A 20472-nucleotide genomic window follows, 5' to 3' on the forward strand; every position below is an offset into this window, starting at 1 on the left:
GCCATCAATTCAATATTTTGGAGAACGACTATGTATTGCCCCGTATGTAAAGACAAGGAACTCGTCATGAGCGAGCGTCAGAGCGTCGAAATCGACTATTGCCCCGGCTGTCGCGGCGTCTGGCTGGATCGCGGCGAACTGGACAAGATCATCCAGTTGTCAACGCAAGAACTGGCGCGCACACAGCCGCCGGCGCCAGCGCGGCATCAGCCCGAGTATCGGTCGAGCCAGCAGGGATCGCATCACGACGATTATCGCCGGCCGAAGAAGAAGGAAAGTTTCTGGCAGGAGCTGTTTGACTGACGGCGCAGCATTCCGAAAGAAAACCGCATTTAATTGAAAAAAGGGACAGGACGATGCGCCGCGTTGCGGCTGCAAAGTCCTGCCCCTTAACTGCTTTTAACTACTCGCTTAACTATTCTCTTAACTATTCGCTTAACTACTGATAGCCACTTACGCGCCCTGCTTGGCCGAAATCGCGTTTGCCACCACCAGGGCGGTCATGTTGACGACCCGTCGTACCGTTGCCGATGGATTCAGGATGTGCACCGGCGCAGCAGCGCCGAGCAATACCGGACCAACCGTCACGCCCTGGCCACCGGTCATCTTCAACACGTTGAACAGGATGTTTGCGGCATCCAGGTTCGGTGTGATCAGGACATTGGCATCGCCACTCAGCGTCGATTTCGGCAGGAACTGCGCCCGCACCTCGGCGCTCAGCGCGGCGTCGCCGTGCATCTCGCCATCGGCTTCGACATCCGGCATGCGCTTGACGAACAAGTCGCGTGCAGCACGCATCTTCTTCGCCGAAGGACGGGTGCTGGAACCGAACATCGAATGCGACAGGAATGCCACCTTCGGCGGCACGCCGAAACGACGCACTTCTTCCACCGCCATCGCAGCGATGTCGGCCAATTGCTCGGCGTCCGGCTCATCGTTGACGAAAGTATCGGCGATGAATAAGGTGTGCTTGTCGAGCACCAGGCCGTTCATGGCGGCGAAGCACTTGGCGCCTTCGCGCAGGCCGATGATGTCGCTCACATGCTCCAGGTGACTGTCGAAACGGCCGACCAGGCCACAGAGCATGCCGTCGGCATCGCCCAACTTGACCAGCAGCGAAGCAATGGTCGTGTTTGAACGGCGCAGTATCGATTTCGCCATCTCAGGAGTAACGCCGTCGCGCGCCTTGATCTCGTGATAGGTTTCCCAGTACTGGCGGAAACGGGAGTCATCTTCCGGATTGACCAGTTCGAAATCGCGTCCCGCCTGCAGGCGCAGGCCGGCGCGTTTGATGCGCGCCTCGATCACCGCCGGACGGCCAATCAGGATCGGCCGCACCAGCTTTTCTTCCAGGGCGATCTGCACCGCGCGCAACACGCGTTCATCTTCGCCTTCGGCGTAGACGATGCGCTGCGGCTCGCCGCGTGCAGCCAGGAATACCGGACGCATGAACATACCGGTGTGACTGACGAAACGCATCAGTGACTGGCGATAGGCATCCATATCCTTGATCGGACGGGTAGCCACGCCGGACTCTTCAGCGGCGCGCGCCACGGCCGGCGCGATGCGCAGGATCAGGCGTGAATCGAAAGGCTTCGGAATGATGTACTCCGGGCCGAAATGCAATTCCTGGCCGGCATAGGCGGACGCCACTTCTTCGCTGATCTCGGCCTTGGTCAGGTCGGCGATTTCGCGCACGCAGGCAACCTTCATCGCTTCGGTGATGCTGGTCGCGCCGCAATCCAGCGCGCCGCGGAAAATGTATGGGAAGCACAAGACGTTGTTGACCTGGTTCGGATAGTCCGAACGGCCGGTGGCGATGATGCAGTCCGGCCGCGCTTCCAGCGCCAGCTCAGGACGAATTTCCGGTTCCGGATTGGCCAGCGCCAGGATGATCGGCTGACGGCCCATGGCCTTGACCATATCTTGCGTCAGCACGCCAGGCGCCGAGCAGCCGAGGAACACGTCGGCGTCGACAATCGCGTCAGCCAAAGTACGGGCAGCGGTGGTTTGCTGGTAGCGTTGCTTCGATACATCCAGCTTGTCTTCACGCTTGTCGTGGATCACGCCACGCGAATCGCACACGAAAATGTTTTCACGTTTGACGCCCAGTTCCACCATCAGGTCGAGACAGGCAATCGCTGCGGCGCCGGCGCCGGAGGCGACCAATTTCACTTCGCCGATTTTCTTGTTGACCAGTTCCAGACCGTTCAACAGAGCCGCGGAGGAGATGATGGCGGTGCCGTGCTGGTCGTCGTGGAAGACCGGGATCTTCATGCGCTCGCGCAGCTTCTTCTCGATGTAGAAACATTCCGGCGCCTTGATGTCTTCCAGGTTGATGCCGCCCAGCGTCGGCTCCAGCGCGGCGATGATCTCCACCAGCTTGTCCGGATCGCGCTCGGCCAGTTCGATGTCGAATACATCGATGCCGGCAAAATTATGGAACAGGCAGCCCTTGCCTTCCATCACCGGCTTGCCGGCCAGCGGGCCGATATCGCCCAGGCCGAGCACTGCGGTACCGTTGGTGATGACACCGACCAGGTTGGCGCGCGAGGTGTACTCGACCGCGGTTTCCGGATCTTCATGAATCGCCAGACAGGCATACGCTACGCCAGGAGAATACGCCAGCGAGAGGTCGCGCTGGTTCGACAATGGCTTGGTCGGCACCACGGCGATCTTGCCGCGCGTCGGGCTGCGATGATATTCCAGCGCAGCGTCGCGCAGGGCCTGCTCGGCCGCAGAAAGGGTTGTGGGGGTGCTCATTAATGATCTCCTGGTACGCGAGTAAAAAAATTCGTGGCAGCGACATTATCACAATGTCCATCAATGCGGGTTATCGGCGTGCGAATCCGCGCCTGGACAAATGCCTAGCGGAAAGAATATTGATTGGCGGGCTTGCCGCCACTGGCGCTGCTCTATCCTGATGGTAGACCAATCTGCCGCAGCTTGCAGTATTGGTATTGGCAAATCAAAAACAGAATATCCGCAGACGCTTCAGCACTCGATCACATTGACCGCCAAACCGCCACGCGAGGTTTCCTTGTATTTGGTTTTCATGTCGGCGCCGGTCTGCATCATGGTCTTGATGACATTGTCGAGCGATACATAGTGTTTGCCGTTGCCGCGCAAAGCGATGCGAGCGGCATTGATCGCCTTCACCGCGCCCATCGCATTACGTTCGATGCAGGGGATCTGCACCAATCCGCCGATCGGGTCGCACGTCATGCCGAGATTGTGTTCCATGCCGATCTCTGCCGCGTTCTCGATCTGCTCGGTGCTGCCGCCCAATACCGCCGCCAGCGCACCAGCTGCCATCGAGCAGGCAACGCCGACTTCGCCCTGGCAACCGACTTCGGCGCCCGAGATGGAAGCGTTTTCCTTGTAGATCAAGCCGATTGCCGCAGCCGTCAGCATGAAGGTCATGACGCCATCACGATTGGCGCCGGGAATGAACTTGGTGTAATAGTGCAGCACTGCCGGCAGCACGCCTGCCGCGCCGTTGGTCGGTGCAGTGACGATGCGTCCGCCAGCGGCATTTTCCTCATTGACTGCCATCGCGTACAGATTGACCCAGTCAAGCATCGACAACGGATCGACCAGCGATTCCTCGGAGCGCTCCTTCAACTGCCGGTACAGTTCGGAAGCGCGGCGCTTGACTTTCATGGGTCCCGGCAATTCGCCGCTGATCGAGCAACCGCGTCGCACCGCCGCCGCCATCACATCCCAGATGCCCAGCATTTTTTCGCGCACCTCTTCCGCCGTGCGCCAGTGCTTTTCGTTTTCCATCATCAGGGCCGCAATCGTCAGGCCGCTTGCCGCGCTCATGCGCAGCAGATCGGCGCCGGAATGGAATGGATACGGCAACTCACCTTCCGCCTGGACGCTACCGGCCTGCACCAGGTTGACGCGCTGCCCTTCCTTGCTGACCACGAACCCGCCGCCGACCGAGTAATACTCCTTCACGGCAATCTCACTGCCGCCGGCGTCCAGCGCTACGAAGCGCATGCCGTTTGGATGCTGCGGCAGCGCTTCACGGCGGAAAAACAGTACGTGCTCCTTTTCCACGCAGCCAATCGGATGCGTACCGTTCAACAGCAATTTCCTGCTGCTGCGGATTTCCGCCAGGCGCGGTTCGACATGGTCGGGATCGATGTTGTCCGGCAGGTTGCCTTCCAGTCCCAGTAGCACCGCCTTGTCGCTGCCGTGCCCCTTTCCTGTGGCGCCGAGCGAACCATACAACTCGACCCGTACCGCATGGACTGCGTCCAGCAGGCCGGCATCATGCAGATGGGCGGCAAATCGATTGGCGGCAATCATTGGCCCCACAGTATGTGAACTGGATGGACCGATACCGATCTTGAATAAATCAAATGCGCTGATGTTCATTAGTGTCCCAATTGCGTGTACTGCAAAAACAACATGAATCCGATCATTACAGCTCCTTGACGGGTTGCGGCATTGTCGATCTTCGGCGGTTCAAAATAACCCACCGGGATGCGCGAGAATGCCAATAGCGTCATCATAATCTTGTTCTGCTCACGTGTATCGCGTTGCGAAGCATCCTCGCTCGCGAAAGCAGTCAATCAATAGCAATTAAGCATTTTAATATTGTGCAGAATCGAAAAAAAACGGACGCCGCGGCGTCCGTTTCCATCTCTATGCATGACCTGCCGCTTACTCAGCTTTCGAGGAGCGCTCCCACAGATTGATGCCACCGTCCTGCGCCTGGACATCGATCGCGGCCAATTCTTCCGCAGAAAAATCCAGGCGATCCAAAGCCGCCACGTTTTCGCGGATCTGGGCCGGGCTGCTGGCGCCGATCAAGGTGGTGGTCACCCGCGGATCGCGCAGCACCCAGGCCAGCGCCATCTGCGCCAGGCTCTGGCCACGCGCCTTGGCGATCTCGTTCAGCGCACGCACCCGCGCCAGGTTCTCAGGGCTCAGGTGAGCCTGCTGCAACGAACCGCCGCCTTCGCGATTGACGCGAGAATCCTGCGGGATGCCATTCAGGTATTTATCGCTCAACAACCCCTGCGCCAACGCAGTAAACGTGATGCAACCCATACCTTCCTGTTCCAGCGTATCCAGCAAACCCTGCTCGATCCAGCGGTTGAGCATGTTGTAGGATGGCTGATGAATCAGGCAAGGTACTTTCCAGTCGCGCAACAGCTTGGCGGCTTCGGCGGTCTTGGCCGGCGAATAAGATGAAATGCCGACATACAGCGCCTTGCCTTGCTGCACAGCCGTTGCCAGCGCGCCCATGGTTTCTTCCAGCGGCGTCTCCGGATCGAAGCGATGCGAATAGAAAATGTCGACGTAATCCAGGCCCAGGCGCTGCAAGCTCTGGTCGAGGCTGGCCAGCACATATTTGCGCGAACCGCCGCCCTGCCCGTATGGCCCCGGCCACATGTCCCAACCGGCCTTGGTCGAGATGATCAGTTCATCGCGGTAAGGACGCAGGTCTTCTTTGAGGATGCGGCCGAAATTGGTTTCGGCGCTGCCATATGGCGGCCCGTAATTGTTGGCCAGGTCGAAATGGGTGATGCCGAGGTCGAACGCGGTGTGCACCATCTCACGCTGGCGCGCCAGCGAGGTGGTGTCGCCGAAGTTGTGCCAAAGGCCCATCGACAACAACGGCAACTTGAGTCCGCTGCGGCCGCACAAACGAAATTGCATGCTCTCGTAACGCTTGCTTGATGCGTGATAACTCATGACTGGAAATTCCTTTTAACGATGGATATGTCGAAAGCCCTGTTACCCCGGCGCGCACATGCCACGCATGCGACCAATCCAGGGCTTTCGATTTTCTGCTAAATCAACTACATCTGCTATCAGCGCATATTACCCGTGTGGCCCAGCGAATAACGGCCAGGCTGTGGCCATACTGTCAAGCCATGCGGCTCCATGCCGACCGGGATCGATTTGACGGCGCCGGTAGTCGTGTCGATCGCATAGACGACATCATCAAAACGGCCCGACAGCCACAGCATCTTGCCATCCGCGCTCACGTTGCCCATGTCCGGGCTGCCGCCGCCAGGGATCGGCCAGTTCGCCACCACCTTGCGCGTGGCGAAATCGATCACCGAAATGCTGCCCTTGCCATGGCGTGGGCCGTGGATCTTGTTCGAACCGCGATTGGCGACATACAGCTTGCTGCCGTCGCGGCTTGGGTACAAGCCGTGCGTGCCGGTTCCGGTTTGAATGAAACCGATCTTGGTGAAACTCTCGCCGTCAACCACATAAACGCCGTCGGCCATCATGTCGGCGACGAAAAATACCTTACCGTCCGGCGAGATACGGATATCCTGCGGCATGCCTTTCTTGTCCAATTGCAGGTAGCCGACCACCTTGCGATTGACCATATCGATCTTCGCCAGGCGTCCGCCAAATTCGCAGGTAAACAATGCGTACTTGCCATCGATCGAGAAGTCGGCGTGATTGATGCCTTTGCACTCCGGCACCGACAGGCTGGACTTCAGCGCCATCGTATGCGGATCGCGGAAATCGAGCTGGGCGTGGGCCTCTACCACCACGATGGCGTCCTTGCCGTCCGGCGTGAAGTACATATTGTAGGGATCCTCCACCGGGATTTCCTTGCCAGGTTTCGCGGTCGTCGGATCAATCGGCGTCAGGCTGCCATCAGGCCGGCCTTCCGCATTGTTCGCCACCCACAATGTCTTCAGGTCCCAGGCCGGCACCACGTGCTGCGGGCTATAACCGACCTTGAATTTCTCGACTACCTTGAAGGTTGCCGGATCGATTACGTAGACATCGTTAGAACGCAGGTTAGGCACATAAATGCGCGGCAGCGCGCCCGCCACCGCCGGACTGAAATGGCCGGCGCCGGCCTCGCTGTACAAGTTGGCGGGATTCACCACAGGCGCCATGCCAGGCACCGTGGCGATTGCCGGCGCGGCGGATGCGCTGCAGGCGATACTCAAAACGGCCAGCGCACCGCTGACAGACAATGCGAGGCGTGACAGACGGCGAAAATTAAAATGCATAATGAATTCCGTTATTTAGGAAGTGACAACAATATTAAAAAAGTCCGAGACTTTGCTAGCGGGCTGCAGTATCCGCCTTGAGGGCGGCAACGGTCCGCGACACGATCGCATCGATACCCAACTGACCCAGTTCGGCGCTCGACCGGCGCGGATCACCGCCATAGACACCATCGGCGAGCCCAAGTTTCTGACTGCTGCGCAATCGGTCCTGGCGCACCATCTGCGGCGCCACCGCAAGCAGTAGCGAGGTATCCGCCAATCCAGCGTGAGTACCGATCTCATCATCGCGGAAACCGCGCTGGCGCAGTATTTGCGCGAAGCCGTCCGAGCTGCTGGCGTAATACTCCGGCGGCACAATTGCACGGGCCGGGGAGCCGGACCAGGCTTTGTTGAGGCTCGCCACCACTTTCTTGATGTTGTTCTGATAACCGCCGTGATCGCCCAAGAAAACGATGTTCTTGAAACCGTGAACCTTGAAGCTATTGGCGGCCGACTCCAGCATTTTTTCAAAAACGTCATCCGGAATCGTAATGGTGCCGGGGAAGCGCATATGCGATGTCGGCGGCGCGGTATTGCCTTCCGGGACATACGCGATGACCGGCGCCACAAAGGCATTGCCCAACCCTTCAGCGATGCGTTGCGACAGTATTTTTACGCGCACATTGTGCTTGCCGAGCGCGACATCGGGCCCGCTCTGCTCGGTGGCGCCGATAGGAATGATGATGGTGGTTTTGCCGGCTTGGACCTGGTCGCGCAGTTCGGTCCAGGTCAAGTCTTCGATGAACACTGTTTTCGGTGCTTGCGCAAAGGCGAGGTGGGAAGCGGCGAGAAAAATGAGGGAAACGAAAGTTCTTCGTACAGGGAAATGCATGCAGGTTCCTCAGGGAAAATACGGGTCAAGTCTTGAAAAGCGAATCCTCTGCCGACGCCAGGACACAGGATTGATACGCAGCGACTGCGCCTAATTCTACTCCTCGCGGACGAGGATCGAGTACGTGGCAATCGCATGAGCGCTTCCGAATTTTATGCCGAGATGCGTTTTTGCGTCGTCCCCCATTCGGCTTGCATCGGGCAATGCGCAACTGGCGGCGGAGATGTTGCGCATTCGTTTTCACATGCACCTCGCTTCGCGGCCGTCTTCGTATCGCATCCTGAGGAGGCTACAAGCTGGCCTGCACAGAAAAATCATCATCAATCGCCAACAAGTCAATTGCGAATGATTATCATTTGCTATAATTCCGCTGCATTACAAAAAATAAATAGCCAGGCGAGGATAAAGTTTTGAAAAAGAAGATAGTGGGAATCTGTTCGCTCGTGCTGACGCACGGCGCGATAGCGGTCGACATCCAGGACGACCAGACATCCAGGCAATCCGGCAGTCCAATTACGGTGGCGGCAGGCAGCGCAGGGAACAATGAAAATGTATTACCAACGGTGTCGGTGAAGGCCGATCGCGATGCCGATCCGAAAGCGGAAAACGGTTACCAGGCAAAGCGCGCATCGGTCGCCAGCCGCAGCGATGCAGCCCTGATCGACGTGCCGCAAGCGGTCACCGTGGTGACTTCGCAATTCATCCAGGACCGACAGCCGAGCAGCCTGGCAGAATCGCTGGATACAGTATCTGGCGTGCGCATGGGTAATACGCTGGGCGGCACGCTGGATGCAATCATCAAGCGCGGCTTCGGCGACAACCGCGACAACTCGATGCTGCGCGACGGCATGCTGTCGGTGCAGCCGCGTAACTTCACGCCAACCACCGAGCGCGTCGAAGTGCTGAAAGGCCCATCCTCGATGCTGTACGGCAGCATGGATCCGGGCGGCGTGATCAACGTCATCAGCAAAAAGCCGCTGCTGGAAACCCAGCGTTCAGTCACGGTTAGCGGCTCCAGCTATGGCGGCATCAGCGAGCAGGTTGACCTGACCGGACCGATCGGCGATTCCGGGCTGGCATATCGCCTGATCGCCGATCACCAGCGCACCAACTACTGGCGCAATTTCGGCGAGACCACGCAATCGGTGGTTGCACCTTCGCTGGCCTGGTACGGCCGCGACACCACCCTGTCATTCGCTTACGAGCACATGAATTATTCGGTGCCGATCGATCGCGGCACCATCATCGACCCGCGCACCGGCAATCCGGTAGCGGTGCCCAAGGACCGCCGCTTCGACGAAACCTACAACGTCTCGGCCGGGCGTTCCGACGCAGTCAACCTGCGCTTCGAGCATCGCCTCAACCAGGACTGGACGCTGCGTGGCGGCTACGGCTTCAGCCGCAGCTATTACAACGACTGGCAGGCCCGCGTGCTGTCGGTCAACTATGCCACCGGCGTTGCCACCCGCCGTGTCGACTCCACCCAGAACGGCGTGCAGTCGGCGCATACGCTGACCTTTAACGCTGAAGGTAAAGTGCAATGGGGCGGCATCCAGCACGACATCGTCGGCGGCGTTGACTACATGCGCAACTACCGGGTGCTGGCCGACCTGTACCGCGGCCCGAGCAACACCCAGTTCAATATCTACAATCCGGTGTATGGCGTCTTGACGCCGGCCGGCAGCAAAATCAGCCCAGCCGACAGCGATCAAACCGACAAGCTGATCTCGCGCGGCATCTTCCTGCAGGATTCGATCCACCTCGATTCACGCTGGATCGTGCTGGCTGGCCTGCGCTATGAATATTTCAACGAACTGACCGGCAAGGGCCGCCCGTTCATCGTCGGCAGCCAGGTCGCCGCCGGCCGCACTACACCGCGTGCCGGGCTGGTCTACAAATTGGCGCCGGACTGGTCGATGTACGCCAGCTACAGCGAATCGTTCAAGCCCAACACTTCGATCGCCACACCAATCGGCACCTTGCCGCCCGAGCTGGCCAAGGGTTATGAAATCGGCTCGAAACTGGAAACCGAGCAATTGACGGCGACCGTGGCCGTATTCGACATCCAGAAACGCAACATCCAGACTACCGAAACCATCGGCGGCATCAACTACACCCGCAACGCCGGCAAGGCCCGTTCGCGCGGGCTGGAACTGGACGCCAGCGGCCGCATCACGCGCGACCTCAGCCTGGTCGGCAGCTATGCCTACACCGAGGCACGCTACGCCGACGATCCCAAGATGGCCGGCAATCCGTTGCCAAACACGCCCAAGCATGCCGCGTCGCTTTATCTGACCCGTGATTTCGGCGTCTCGCGCGTCGGCCCGGTCGAAGGCCGCGTGCGCGCCGGCGTCGGCGCCCGCGTGTTCAGCAGCTTGCCGGTAGGCGATGGCACCGGCAAGGTCTACCACTTGCCATATGGCCGCGTAATGGATGCCTTCGTGTCGTGGAATACGCTGATAGAAGGCCAGGCGATCGATTGGCAACTCAACGTCAAGAACCTGTTCGACTCGACCTACTACACCTCCAGCTGCTGCAGCGGCACGCCGTTCGTCAGCATCGGCGCAGCGCGTGAAGTGACGCTCAGCGCGAAGCTGAATTTCTGAGGATGTCCGGGAACCGTGCCGATTGCCAAGCCACGTGTCCCGGCTCCGACGATCCTTCGTTCAATTTCCTTGCCTCATCCAGGGCAAGGAAATCAACAACAAGGTCAGCCACCCTTATAGTCCTTGTACTCATCATATTTGCGCGCATCCCCGCGCACCTTGTCGGCCGGATATTTGGCGCGGTTCAACACCATTTTTTCAGCCACCGCCGCATTAAGATCAATATCGAGCTTGTCGGCCAGACGCACCAGATAAACCAGGACATCGGCCATTTCATGCCGCACCTGCTCCAGCTTGGCGGCGCCAAGTTCCTCGCGGCTACCGGTTTGCAGCCATTGAAAGTGTTCTAGCAACTCTGCGGCTTCGACGCACAACGCGGAAGACAGGTTCTTCGGCGTATGGAATTGATCCCAGTCGCGCTCGTCGACGAAGGTACGGATCGTTTCACGGAGTGCGGCAAAATCGCCGCTCGCTGTTTGCTCTGCCATGGTGGTGCTCCAATTGTTGCGTCACAAGCCAGGAAGCAAGCGACTTGTCTTCGTTACGCACGAGCAGCTTCAGGCCGATGCAGGAAAACCGTCAGCGTATCGCGTTGCGGCGGCAAACCCAGCTGCGCCAGGATACGTCCGACCGCGCCGCGATGATAATTGCCATGCGTGATGACATGCAACAGCATCTCACTGCGCGACATGCGGCCTGGCTTGCCATCGACAAAGGTGAAATCGACAATCTCGGCCAACTCCGATTCCGATACATTCTTGGCATAGGCGAGCAACCAGCGATCGGTTTCGCTGACCGCCGCGCGCAAGTCTTCCAGCGTCGGCGTTTCAGGCGTATTCAATCCCTTGTATTGATGCGCCTGGCGTTGCAGGTTGGCTTCGAAAATGCGGTCAACCACATAGACATGATTCAGGATGCGCGTCGCGTCATGCCGTTCTCGCTGTTGCATTTCCGGCGACAGGTCGAGTAGCGCCGTGAACAGCGTGTCGTTGGCCCAGGCTTTGTATTCGAAGAGAGTGGCGAGCAGGTTTGATGAGTTCATGGCGGCTGGCTTGTGGTGGGATGGATGGCTGTTTCCAGGATAATCCAGCCATTTTATGAGAAGCGCATTTCTTTTGCAGGCCAACTGCGCGCCAACGCTTCGACCCGGCAATTCGCCTCATGACCCGGTATGCCCTACAATCTCGGCATGAGTCATTTAGATATCCTATTGCCATTCGGCCTTCCGCCGCCGGAACTGGCGCGCGATTTATTGCGTGAATTGAAACTGCCTGCCCTGGCCACCTTGATGGCGCGGGCCAAGTCCGGCCGTCATCGCCAACAGTTTGATGATTTTGCAAGAGCTCTGCCGCATGAAGCGTGGCTGACGTCGCAATTTGCGTTGCCGCCGTTCGCTGCGGCCGATGGCGGGTCCGCCCAGGAGCATCAGAACAGCCCCGCCCTGGCTTGCGCCACCATGCGCTCACTCGGCCTGGCTGCTGACGATGGCGTCTGGTTCATGCTGCATCCGTCGCATATCCATATCGCCCGCGACCACTTGGTGCTGACCGATATTCGCCAGATCAACCTGTCCGAAGCGGATTCGCGCACCCTGTTCGATGCCGCCGAGCCCTTGTTCGCTGAAGTGGGCCGATCACTGCGCTACGGCAGCGCCAACACCTGGTTCATGCGCGCCGACGACTGGCAAGGCTTGCTGACCGCCACTCCCGACGCCACCTGCGGTCACAACATCGATATCTGGATGCCGCAAGGCGACGGCGCCGCAGCATGGCGCAAATTGCAGAATGAAGTGCAGATGCTGTGGTTTGCGCATCCGTTGAACGAACAACGGGCAATGCAAGGACTGCAAGCCGTCAATTCCTTGTGGTTATGGGGCGGAGCGACGGCAGCGCCGGCGCCAGCCACGTCAGGTGAACCGCGCGACGTGTTCAATCTGCCGGATAGTCTCGCAGGACTCGGCCAATATGCCAAGACAGCCTATGTCAGCGCCAGCGCGGCCGATATCATCGCCACCAAACCCGAGCACGCATTACTCACGCTGGATCAGTTGATCCAGCCGGCGCTGACCGGCGAATGGTCAGGTTGGCTGCAACAGCTGCAGGCGCTCGAAAACGAATTCTTCGCACCGCTGCTGCAAGCGATGCAGCAAGGCCGGCTGGATAGCCTGTCGCTGTACATCACCGACAATGCCCACCTGCTTGAATGGACCGCCAGCCGCCTGTCACTCAAGAAATTCTGGCTCAAGCCATCACTGAACGGCTTACTGCCAGCGCATTCATCATGACTCGTATCGTTACCCGCCCCTACCCTTTCCGCGATTCCGAACGGCTGCGCCAAAGCGGCGTCCATCCGGTACTGGCGCGTGTCTACACCGCGCGTGGCCTGCTTGATGTCAAGGAACTGGAAAGCGAGCTGACCGCATTGATCCCGCCGTCTGGGCTGCTGCACATCGACGCTGCGGCCAGCTTCCTGGCCGACGCCATCGCCGCAAAAAAGAAAATGGTAATCGTCGCCGACTACGATTGCGACGGCGCGACCGCCTGCGCAGTCGGCCTGCGCGGTCTGCGATTGCTGGGCGCGAACATTGACTTCATCGTGCCGAACCGCTTCGAATACGGCTACGGCCTGACGCCGGAAATCGTCGAGCTGACCGCGCGCGAAAAATCGCCCGACATCATCGTCACGGTCGACAATGGCATCGCCAGCATCGACGGCGTGGAAGAAGCCAACCGGCGCGGCATCGAAGTGGTGGTCACCGACCATCACTTGCCGGCAGATACGCTGCCGGCAGCGGCAGTCATCGTCAATCCGAACCAGCCTGAATGCGGCTTCCCGAGCAAGAACCTGGCCGGTGTCGGCGTCATGTTCTATGTCTTGCTGGCGCTGCGCGCCGAAATGCGCAAGCGCGGCATATTCGATGCCAAGACCCAACCAAAACTGGACGTACTGCTCGACCTGGTAGCGCTCGGCACCGTCGCCGACGTCGTCAAGCTCGACGCCAACAACCGCATCCTGGTGGCGCAAGGTTTGAAACGCATGCGCTCCGGCCGCATGCATGCCGGCGTTGCCGCGCTGTTCCGCGCCGCCAGCCGCGAAGCGCGCCGGGCGACGCCTTTCGATCTCGGCTTTGCGCTGGGCCCGCGCCTGAACGCCGCCGGCCGCCTGGCCGATATGGCGCTCGGCATCGAATGCCTGACCACCGACGACGAAGGCCGTGCCTGGGCCATCGCCCAGCAACTTGACACCATCAACCGCGAGCGGCGCGATATCGAAGCCGGCATGCAGGACACCGCGCTGGCATTGCTGGATGATTTCAAACCACAGGACAGCACCACCATCAGCGTGTTCGACGCGTCCTGGCACCAAGGCGTGATCGGCATCGTCGCGTCGCGTTTGAAGGATAAATTCTATCGACCGACCATCACTTTCGCTCCCGGCGGAGAAGGATTGATCAAGGGTTCCGGCCGCTCGATTCCAGGCTTCCACCTGCGCGATGCGCTGGACTTGGTGTCCAAGCATGCGCCCAGCCTGATCCAGAAATTCGGCGGCCACGCGATGGCCGCCGGCCTGACCATCCGCGCCGATGCATTCGACGCCTTCGCCGCCGCTTTCGAGAAAGTCGGCCGCGAATGGCTAGGAAAGAGCCAGCTGGAACGCGTGATTGAAACCGATGGGCCGCTGGAAGATGCCTACTACACCACCCAGTTCATTGAATTGATGGACGGCCAGGTGTGGGGCCAGGGCTTTGCTCCGCCACTGTTTTGCGACGAGTTCCGCGTGGTCAGCCAACGCATCCTGAAGGAAAAGCACTTGAAGCTGCTGCTGGAGCGAAATGGCACACGCTACGATGCGATCTGGTTCGGCCACACCGATGAATTGGGCAGCAAGGCCAAAGTCGCATTCCGCCTGGACGCCAATGAATATAACGGCGTGACCAAGGTACAGTTGATGGTCGAACACGCTGAGCCGGCGTGAAGCGGCTGCCTTAACAGCTTGTAATCCGCAGACCATTAATTGGGGTCAGAGTCGAATTGTTACCGCCAAAAATTCGACTCTGACCCTATTTAATTTTCCTCGAATGCCTTGGCTTGCGCGCCGTAGGCCCTCAAATGGGGTCAGAGTAATTTTCGCAAAAATCGCGAAAAAAAACTCCGACCCCATTTAACTATTGCGAATCATCCGACCACACGTTGCTGGCTTGGCGGCAGGCTTTCGAATTTGCTCCACACGCGGCGCAACTGGCGGGTTGAATTGAAGCCGGCCTGCTGCGCCACCTGCTCCATATCCAGCTTCGATTGCGTCAGCAACTCGCGCACCAGGGCCACCCGGATGCGCTGGATGTAGTCGACCAGGCTGCTGCCGGTATGTTCGCGGAACAGGCGCGTCAAATGGCGTTCGCTGGTGCAGGCGATATCGGCCAGTTGCTGCAGGTCCCAGTCGTTGGCAGGATTGCCGATCACAGCGTCCTGCACGCGGTGCACCGCCGGATGCAAATGGTTGCGACAAGCCAGCCAGGGCGACAGTTGCGGATCGCTGCCGGCGCGCCGCATGTACACCACCAGCGAGCGAGCAATCGACGCGCTGCGGGCATGACCGGTAATTTGCGCTACCACGTGCAATGCCAGGTCGATGCCGGTAGTGACGCCGGCACTTGTGTAGACGTTGCCATCTTCGACGAAAATCCGGTTTTCCAATACGTGCGCGCGTGGCGCAAGGCGCCGCAAATCGTTGCAGTGGCTGTGATGCGTGGTGCATTGGCGACCGTCGAGCAAACCTGTATAACCGGCCAGCAACGCGCCGGTGCAGATGCACAGCAAACGATGCGAGGCAAGCCAATGCGTGCGCAGCCACGCCACTGCGCGTTGATCGGCAGCGCTGCTGAAGTCGTCGTCGCTGCCGGTGCAGCCGTTGAGCACGATAATGGCGTTAGCGGGCAAGCTGTCCGGCAACGCGCCGAAACCTGTCAGGCCAAGACCAATTGATGTGCTGATCGAGGACGCTGCGCTGATATAGCGGACGTCGAAAAACGCCGCCCGCTCCTCGCGTTCGGCTATCCGGTTGGCGTAGCGCAGCACTTCCGCCGGACCGATCAGGTCAAGCGCCATGGTGGCGTCGCGCAACAGGAAATACACCGGGATGGTGATCTCCTCGCCTGACATGCCGTCGTTTATTGCAGCCATCGGTACTCCATCTGTTTGGCGGTGGCGGTCGCCAGCGCTGCCCCAGCCAAGCGCTCGACCAGATGCAAGCTCATGTCGACACCCGCCGATATGCCGCCGGAAGTCACCACTTTACCGCAATCGACCCAGGCCACGTCGCGCTTAACCGTGAGCGCCGGAAAAGCGGCCTGCAAATCATCCTGATCTTCCCAATGCGTCGTCGCATCCAGTCCGTCGAGCAAGCCGGCCTTGGCCAGCAGGAAGGCTCCGGTGCACACGGAAGCTGTGATCATTGCGCTTCCGGATTGCGCCGCGATCCAGGCAATCACGGCGTCGTTATTGACGATAACGGAAACGTCACCGCCCGGCACCAGCAGCACATCCAACTCCGAAGATGGCAACAGCACGCAATCCGGCAACACTTTCATACCACCGCGTGCACGCACCGGCCGCATGTCCGGCGCAACCAGAAAGCAGCGGAACAAGCTGCCTGCGCCGGCGCCGCCGTTGCCGCGTCCATGCACTCGGGATGCCGTGGAAAACACTTCATAAGGACCTGAAAAATCCAGGATTTCCACGTCATCAAAAACCAGTATTCCGACACTCAACATGCACTGACCTCATTCGACACACGGACAGTCCGGAATCGGACTGCCATCGTTGAGGATCATGTTAAGTCTGGGACTGATATCGCGAAATGCGTGCCGTAGACATAATGCGGACAAAAAAGGACATTCGAGGAAGTTGTCAGCGCACCGGCAAAAACTGCAGGAAAGTCCCGCCCACCAGGTTCTGAACATAACTGATGCCGGCCCGCCGGTACTTCTCGGTAGTGAATTCAGCCAGCAAATCGATGCGGGCGATCACCTTGCCGAACTCCCTCTCGAAACTGATGTTGTGCTCACTCTCTGAGATGTCGTTCGACAGCAGCAACGGCTGGCCGCCAGGATTTTTGCGGCTGCCGAGAATCCACGCGGCGATTTCCATGTTGCGGGCGGCGTTGTACAGATATTGGGCGTTGAGTCCGTCAATCAGGTAAAACTTGGTCTTGCCGCCGTGGGCGACGATGATCATGTCCGCTGCGCCGTAAATAAACGCCGCCGCACGATCGCCGCTGAAAGCCGGATCAAGCGCCAACGACAGTGCCTGTATGTCATGCTTTCCTTGCAGTTCCGGCCACGGTTGGCGTGCCTCGACTGCCTCGCGTACGCGCTGGATTGCCAGCTCCCGGCTGGCGGCGGTCTTTTTCCACTCTGCCGGGTTGCGTCGATACAACTTGTCCAGCAAGCGATACAGGCTGTCGAGATTGTCGTGCATGGCCAACGTTGCCATGCGGTTGACGTCTGACTGCGCCAGTTCTCCGCCGCTGGTGGAAGCGCCCTGGACTTCGCCGTGCGGCGCCGGTGTTGGCGCCAGAAGACCACAGGCGCCAAGCATCACGCACAGTGGCGTCACCAGCAAAAATGATGCCAAATCGACATGAAATCGACTATTTTTTGCCTTAATCGTCATGGGCGGCAAGGCCTCGGCAGGGAAATGATCAAGCGCGTAATCCATTGTAAAGAATTGCGGGTTCGATATCTACCTTGTTGCAATGGTTCACATTTCTGCATATTTGCTGAAAAACAGCAGCCAATTCGTAGCAAAACGCAAACGGCGGCGCCATCTGCCATAGCGCTGGCGTATAATTTAGGGTTTGATTGCAAAAGAGCCAAAAATGGAAGCCGAACGCTTAAATTCCCTGCAAAACCTGCTCGCCGACCTGACCAGTCGCGAAGCCGAACTTCGGAGGTATCTTTGACTTCGATACGAAGTTAGAGAAACTCGACCAGGTCAATGGCGAACTGGAAGATCCGGAAGTCTGGAACGACCAGAAGCGCGCCCAGGACCTGGGTAAAGAAAAGAAATCGCTGGAAGCCATCGTGCTGGCGCTGACCAAGATCGAAGCCGATCTGCGCGACACCACCGATCTGTTCCAGATGGCCCGCGAAGAGCAGGACGAAGAAACGATAGAAGCTGTCGAAGCCGATACCGAGGAATTGCGCAAGCTGGTGGAAGGCATGGAATTCCGCCGCATGTTCAGCAATCCGATGGACCCGAACAATTGCTTCATCGATATTCAAGCCGGCGCCGGCGGCACCGAGGCGCAAGACTGGGCATCGATGCTGCTGCGCCAGTATCTGCGCTATTGCGAACGCAAGGGTTTCAAGGTCGATATCCTGGAACAATCCGACGGTGAAGTCGCCGGCATCAAGACCGCTACGCTGAAAGTCGAGGGCGATTATGCCTACGGTTTCCTGCGCACCGAAACCGGCGTGCACCGCCTGGTCCGCAAGTCGCCATTCGATTCCGCCAACGGCCGCCACACTTCGTTTTCAAGTTTGTTCGTGTACCCGGAAGTGGACGACTCGATCGATATCGAAGTCAATCCTGCCGACGTCCGCGTCGATACCTATCGCGCATCCGGCGCCGGTGGTCAGCACATCAACAAGACCGACTCCGCGGTGCGCTTGACGCACATGCCGTCCGGGATTGTCGTGCAATGCCAGAACGACCGCAGCCAGCACCGCAACCGCGCCGAAGCGTGGGACATGTTGAAAGCAAAACTGTATGAACTGGAACTGCGCAAGCGCATGAGCGAGCAACAGAAGCTGGAAGACTCCAAGACCGACGTCGGCTGGGGCCACCAGATCCGTTCTTACGTGTTGGACCAGTCGCGCATCAAGGATTTGCGCACCAACTTCGAGAGCGGCAACACCAAGGCCATCCTCGACGGCGACCTTGACGACTTCATCGCGGCTTCACTCAAGCAAGGCGTGTAATTTCAACGTGCCGCCGACGATGTCCGCGGCACGGTCTTCCCCGCCGCACCACAGACGTTTCACCGCATCATTTATAAAGATACCGACATGACGACAGACAATCAGCAGCAACCTGTCCCGCAAGACGAAAACAAGATCATCGCGGAACGCCGCACCAAGCTCAGCGCCTTGCGCAGCCAGGGCGTGGCCTTCCCTAACGACTTCCGTCCGACCCACAAGGCGGACGCGGTGCAGGCAGAGTACGCCGGCCAGGATGGCGAAGCGCTGGACGCCGCCGCCGTCAAGGTGGTCGTCGCCGGCCGCATGATGCTGAAACGCGTGATGGGCAAAGCTTCTTTCGCGACCTTGCAGGATGCATCGGGCAGCAAGGCCGACGGCCGTATCCAGCTGTTCATCACCAAGGAAAACATCGGTGAAGACAATTACGACAACTTCAAGCACTACGACCTCGGCGACATCCTCGGCGCAGAAGGCACGCTGTTCAAGACCAAGACTGGCGAGCTGTCGATCAAGGTCACCACGCTGCGCCTGCTGACCAAATCGCTGCGCCCGCTGCCCGACAAATTCCACGGCCTGGCCGATCAGGAAACCAAGTACCGTCAGCGTTACGTCGACCTGATCATGAACGAAGATACGCGCCGCACTTTCAAGGTGCGTACTGCTGCGATGTCGTCGATCCGCCGCTTCATGGAAAAGAACGACTTCATGGAAGTCGAAACGCCGATGCTGCACGCCATCCCTGGCGGCGCCGCGGCCAAACCGTTCATCACCCACCACAATGCGCTGGACATGCAGATGTTCCTGCGCATTGCGCCTGAGCTGTATCTGAAGCGTTTAGTGGTTGGCGGTTTCGAACGCGTATTTGAAGTCAATCGCAACTTCCGCAATGAAGGCGTATCACCGCGCCACAATCCGGAATTCACGATGATGGAATTCTATGCGGCATATGTCGACTATCAATGGCTGATGAATTTCACTGAGCAAGTGATCCGTCAGGCCGCTATCGATGCCCATGGCACCGCCGTCCTGACTTATCAGGGCCGCGAACTGGATCTGAGCAAGCCTTTCCAGCGCCTGACGATCATCGGCGCCATCAACAAATATGCGCCGCAGTATCAGGACGCCCAGTTGCAGGATGCCGAATTCATCAAGGCAGAACTGAAGAAATTCGGCGTCAAGCCGCACGCCCACGCCGGTCTCGGCGCACTGCAGTTGGCGCTGTTTGAAGAAACCGCGGAAGCGCAACTGTGGGATCCGACCTACATCGTTGATTACCCGGTCGAAGTATCGCCACTTGCACGCGCATCCGACACCGTACCGGGCATCACCGAACGTTTCGAACTGTTCGTCACCGGTCGCGAAATCGCCAATGGCTTCTCGGAGTTGAACGATTCGGAAGACCAAGCCGCCCGCTTCCAGGCCCAGGTAGCCGCCAAAGACGCCGGCGACGAAGAAGCCATGTATTTCGACGCCGACTATATCCGCGCGCTGGAATACGGCATGCCTCCGACCGGCGGCTGCGGCATCGGCATCGACCGTTTGATGATGTTGATCACCGACTCGCCAAACATCCGCGACGTACTCTTGTTCCCGCACCTGCGCCGCGAGGACTAATAACAGTACGATGCGCCGTCGTTGATTTCCAACAAATCAACGACGGCGCAGTCCAATGGGGTCGGAGTTTTTTTTCGCGGCCTTTTGCGAAAATTACTCTGACCCCATTTGACGTCCCACGGAGTAAATACCCCCGTCAAACTGAAATTAATTCGACTCTGACCCCAATTATTTGCAACCCCAATTATTCGGCTTTCGATTTTTGCGGAATAAATCCATTTACCGGCAAATCAACGACGGCGTAGTCAAATGGGGTCGGAGTTTTTTTTCGCGGCCTTTTGCGAAAATTACTCTGACCCCGTTTGACGTCCCACGGAGTAAATACCCCCGTCAAACTGAAATTAATTCGACTCTGACCCCAATTATTTGCAACCCCAATTATTCGGCTTTCGATTT

The 20472-nt window shown here is 58.7% G+C and carries 19 protein-coding genes; 7 read left to right on the forward strand and 12 right to left on the reverse strand.

The annotated features are described in order from the left end of the window. The first annotated feature begins 30 nt into the window (after nt 1-30). Nucleotides 31-303: a zf-TFIIB domain-containing protein gene (locus ACIPF8_RS06695; RefSeq protein ID WP_400418621.1), complete on the forward strand. Its 273-nt coding sequence runs from the start codon at nt 31-33 to the stop codon at nt 301-303. Between the two features lie 150 nt (nt 304-453). Here the strand turns inward: ACIPF8_RS06695 and ACIPF8_RS06700 are convergent, their stop codons facing one another. The 6 genes from ACIPF8_RS06700 to ACIPF8_RS06725 form a co-directional block, all read right to left on the reverse strand. Further along, nucleotides 454-2763: an NADP-dependent malic enzyme gene (locus ACIPF8_RS06700; RefSeq protein ID WP_400418624.1), complete on the reverse strand. Its 2310-nt coding sequence runs from the start codon at nt 2761-2763 to the stop codon at nt 454-456. 231 nt (nt 2764-2994) lie between these two features. Next, nucleotides 2995-4386, reverse strand: a complete 1392-nt coding sequence (locus ACIPF8_RS06705; RefSeq protein WP_400418627.1) for an L-serine ammonia-lyase — start codon at nt 4384-4386, stop codon at nt 2995-2997. After that, complete coding sequence (locus ACIPF8_RS06710; RefSeq protein WP_400418630.1) at nt 4386-4523, reverse strand: hypothetical protein; 138 nt, start codon at nt 4521-4523, stop codon at nt 4386-4388. Before ACIPF8_RS06710 ends, ACIPF8_RS06705 begins: the two co-directional genes overlap by 1 nt. Before the next feature lie 151 nt (nt 4524-4674). Then, complete coding sequence (mgrA, locus tag ACIPF8_RS06715) at nt 4675-5712, reverse strand: L-glyceraldehyde 3-phosphate reductase (protein WP_400418633.1); 1038 nt, start codon at nt 5710-5712, stop codon at nt 4675-4677. A gap of 119 nt (nt 5713-5831) precedes the next feature. After that, nucleotides 5832-7004: a hypothetical protein gene (locus ACIPF8_RS06720; protein ID WP_400418636.1), complete on the reverse strand. Its 1173-nt coding sequence runs from the start codon at nt 7002-7004 to the stop codon at nt 5832-5834. A 55-nt stretch (nt 7005-7059) separates the two neighbouring features. Next, nucleotides 7060-7875, reverse strand: coding sequence for a creatininase family protein (locus ACIPF8_RS06725; protein ID WP_400418638.1), 816 nt, complete (start codon nt 7873-7875; stop codon nt 7060-7062). 135 nt (nt 7876-8010) lie between these two features. Between ACIPF8_RS06725 and ACIPF8_RS06730 the strand changes: the two genes are divergently transcribed. Together ACIPF8_RS06730 and ACIPF8_RS06735 are read left to right on the forward strand one after the other, a co-directional pair. Continuing rightward, nucleotides 8011-8289, forward strand: coding sequence for a hypothetical protein (locus tag ACIPF8_RS06730; protein ID WP_400418640.1), 279 nt, complete (start codon nt 8011-8013; stop codon nt 8287-8289). After that, nucleotides 8286-10481, forward strand: a complete 2196-nt coding sequence (locus tag ACIPF8_RS06735; RefSeq protein WP_400418642.1) for a TonB-dependent siderophore receptor — start codon at nt 8286-8288, stop codon at nt 10479-10481. Before ACIPF8_RS06730 ends, ACIPF8_RS06735 begins: the two co-directional genes overlap by 4 nt. Nucleotides 10482-10585: 104 nt before the next feature. On the opposite strand, the gene ACIPF8_RS06740 is transcribed toward ACIPF8_RS06735, so the two are convergent. Continuing rightward, on the reverse strand, nt 10586-10969 hold the full coding sequence (locus tag ACIPF8_RS06740) for a nucleotide pyrophosphohydrolase (protein ID WP_400418645.1): 384 nt from the start codon (nt 10967-10969) through the stop codon (nt 10586-10588). A 53-nt stretch (nt 10970-11022) separates the two neighbouring features. Further along, entirely contained in the window at nt 11023-11523 is a 501-nt protein-coding gene (locus ACIPF8_RS06745) for a DinB family protein (protein WP_400418648.1), read from the reverse strand. A 147-nt stretch (nt 11524-11670) separates the two neighbouring features. Here ACIPF8_RS06745 and ACIPF8_RS06750 point away from each other — a divergent pair, with 147 nt between their 5' ends. Together ACIPF8_RS06750 and recJ are read left to right on the forward strand one after the other, a co-directional pair. Then, a complete protein-coding gene (locus ACIPF8_RS06750) occupies nt 11671-12765 on the forward strand; it encodes a hypothetical protein (protein ID WP_400418650.1) in 1095 nt (364 codons plus the stop codon). Further along, nucleotides 12762-14456 carry a single-stranded-DNA-specific exonuclease RecJ gene (recJ, locus tag ACIPF8_RS06755; RefSeq protein ID WP_400418653.1) on the forward strand — a complete coding sequence of 565 codons (1695 nt, stop codon included), beginning with the start codon at nt 12762-12764 and terminating at the stop codon, nt 14454-14456. Before ACIPF8_RS06750 ends, recJ begins: the two co-directional genes overlap by 4 nt. A gap of 200 nt (nt 14457-14656) precedes the next feature. Here recJ and ACIPF8_RS06760 read toward each other — a convergent pair whose 3' ends face one another. From ACIPF8_RS06760 to ACIPF8_RS06770, 3 genes are all read right to left on the reverse strand, one after another. Then, a complete protein-coding gene (locus tag ACIPF8_RS06760) occupies nt 14657-15661 on the reverse strand; it encodes a GlxA family transcriptional regulator (RefSeq protein WP_400418655.1) in 1005 nt (334 codons plus the stop codon). After that, complete coding sequence (locus ACIPF8_RS06765) at nt 15649-16251, reverse strand: DJ-1/PfpI family protein (protein ID WP_400418658.1); 603 nt, start codon at nt 16249-16251, stop codon at nt 15649-15651. The genes ACIPF8_RS06760 and ACIPF8_RS06765 overlap by 13 nt, the downstream gene beginning before the upstream one ends. A 136-nt stretch (nt 16252-16387) precedes the next feature. Next, nucleotides 16388-17077, reverse strand: coding sequence for a hypothetical protein (locus ACIPF8_RS06770; protein WP_400419469.1), 690 nt, complete (start codon nt 17075-17077; stop codon nt 16388-16390). A 280-nt stretch (nt 17078-17357) separates the two neighbouring features. On the opposite strand from ACIPF8_RS06770, the gene prfB reads away from it, so the two are divergent. Together prfB and lysS are read left to right on the forward strand one after the other, a co-directional pair. After that, nucleotides 17358-18462, forward strand: a protein-coding gene (gene prfB / locus ACIPF8_RS06775) for a peptide chain release factor 2 (RefSeq protein WP_400418661.1) whose coding sequence is annotated in 2 segments (ribosomal slippage) — nt 17358-17438 and nt 17440-18462 — 1104 coding nt in all. Because the reading frame shifts where the segments join, the coding sequence is not laid out codon by codon here. A gap of 87 nt (nt 18463-18549) precedes the next feature. Continuing rightward, entirely contained in the window at nt 18550-20076 is a 1527-nt protein-coding gene (gene lysS / locus ACIPF8_RS06780) for a lysine--tRNA ligase (RefSeq protein ID WP_400418663.1), read from the forward strand. 184 nt (nt 20077-20260) lie between these two features. Here lysS and ACIPF8_RS06785 read toward each other — a convergent pair. Further along, a partial coding sequence (locus ACIPF8_RS06785; protein ID WP_400418665.1) for a hypothetical protein occupies nt 20261-20472 on the reverse strand: 212 nt, incomplete at its 5' end.

It is taken from the genome of Collimonas sp. NPDC087041 (genome assembly GCF_044745265.1).
Classification (GTDB): domain Bacteria; phylum Pseudomonadota; class Gammaproteobacteria; order Burkholderiales; family Burkholderiaceae_D; genus Collimonas.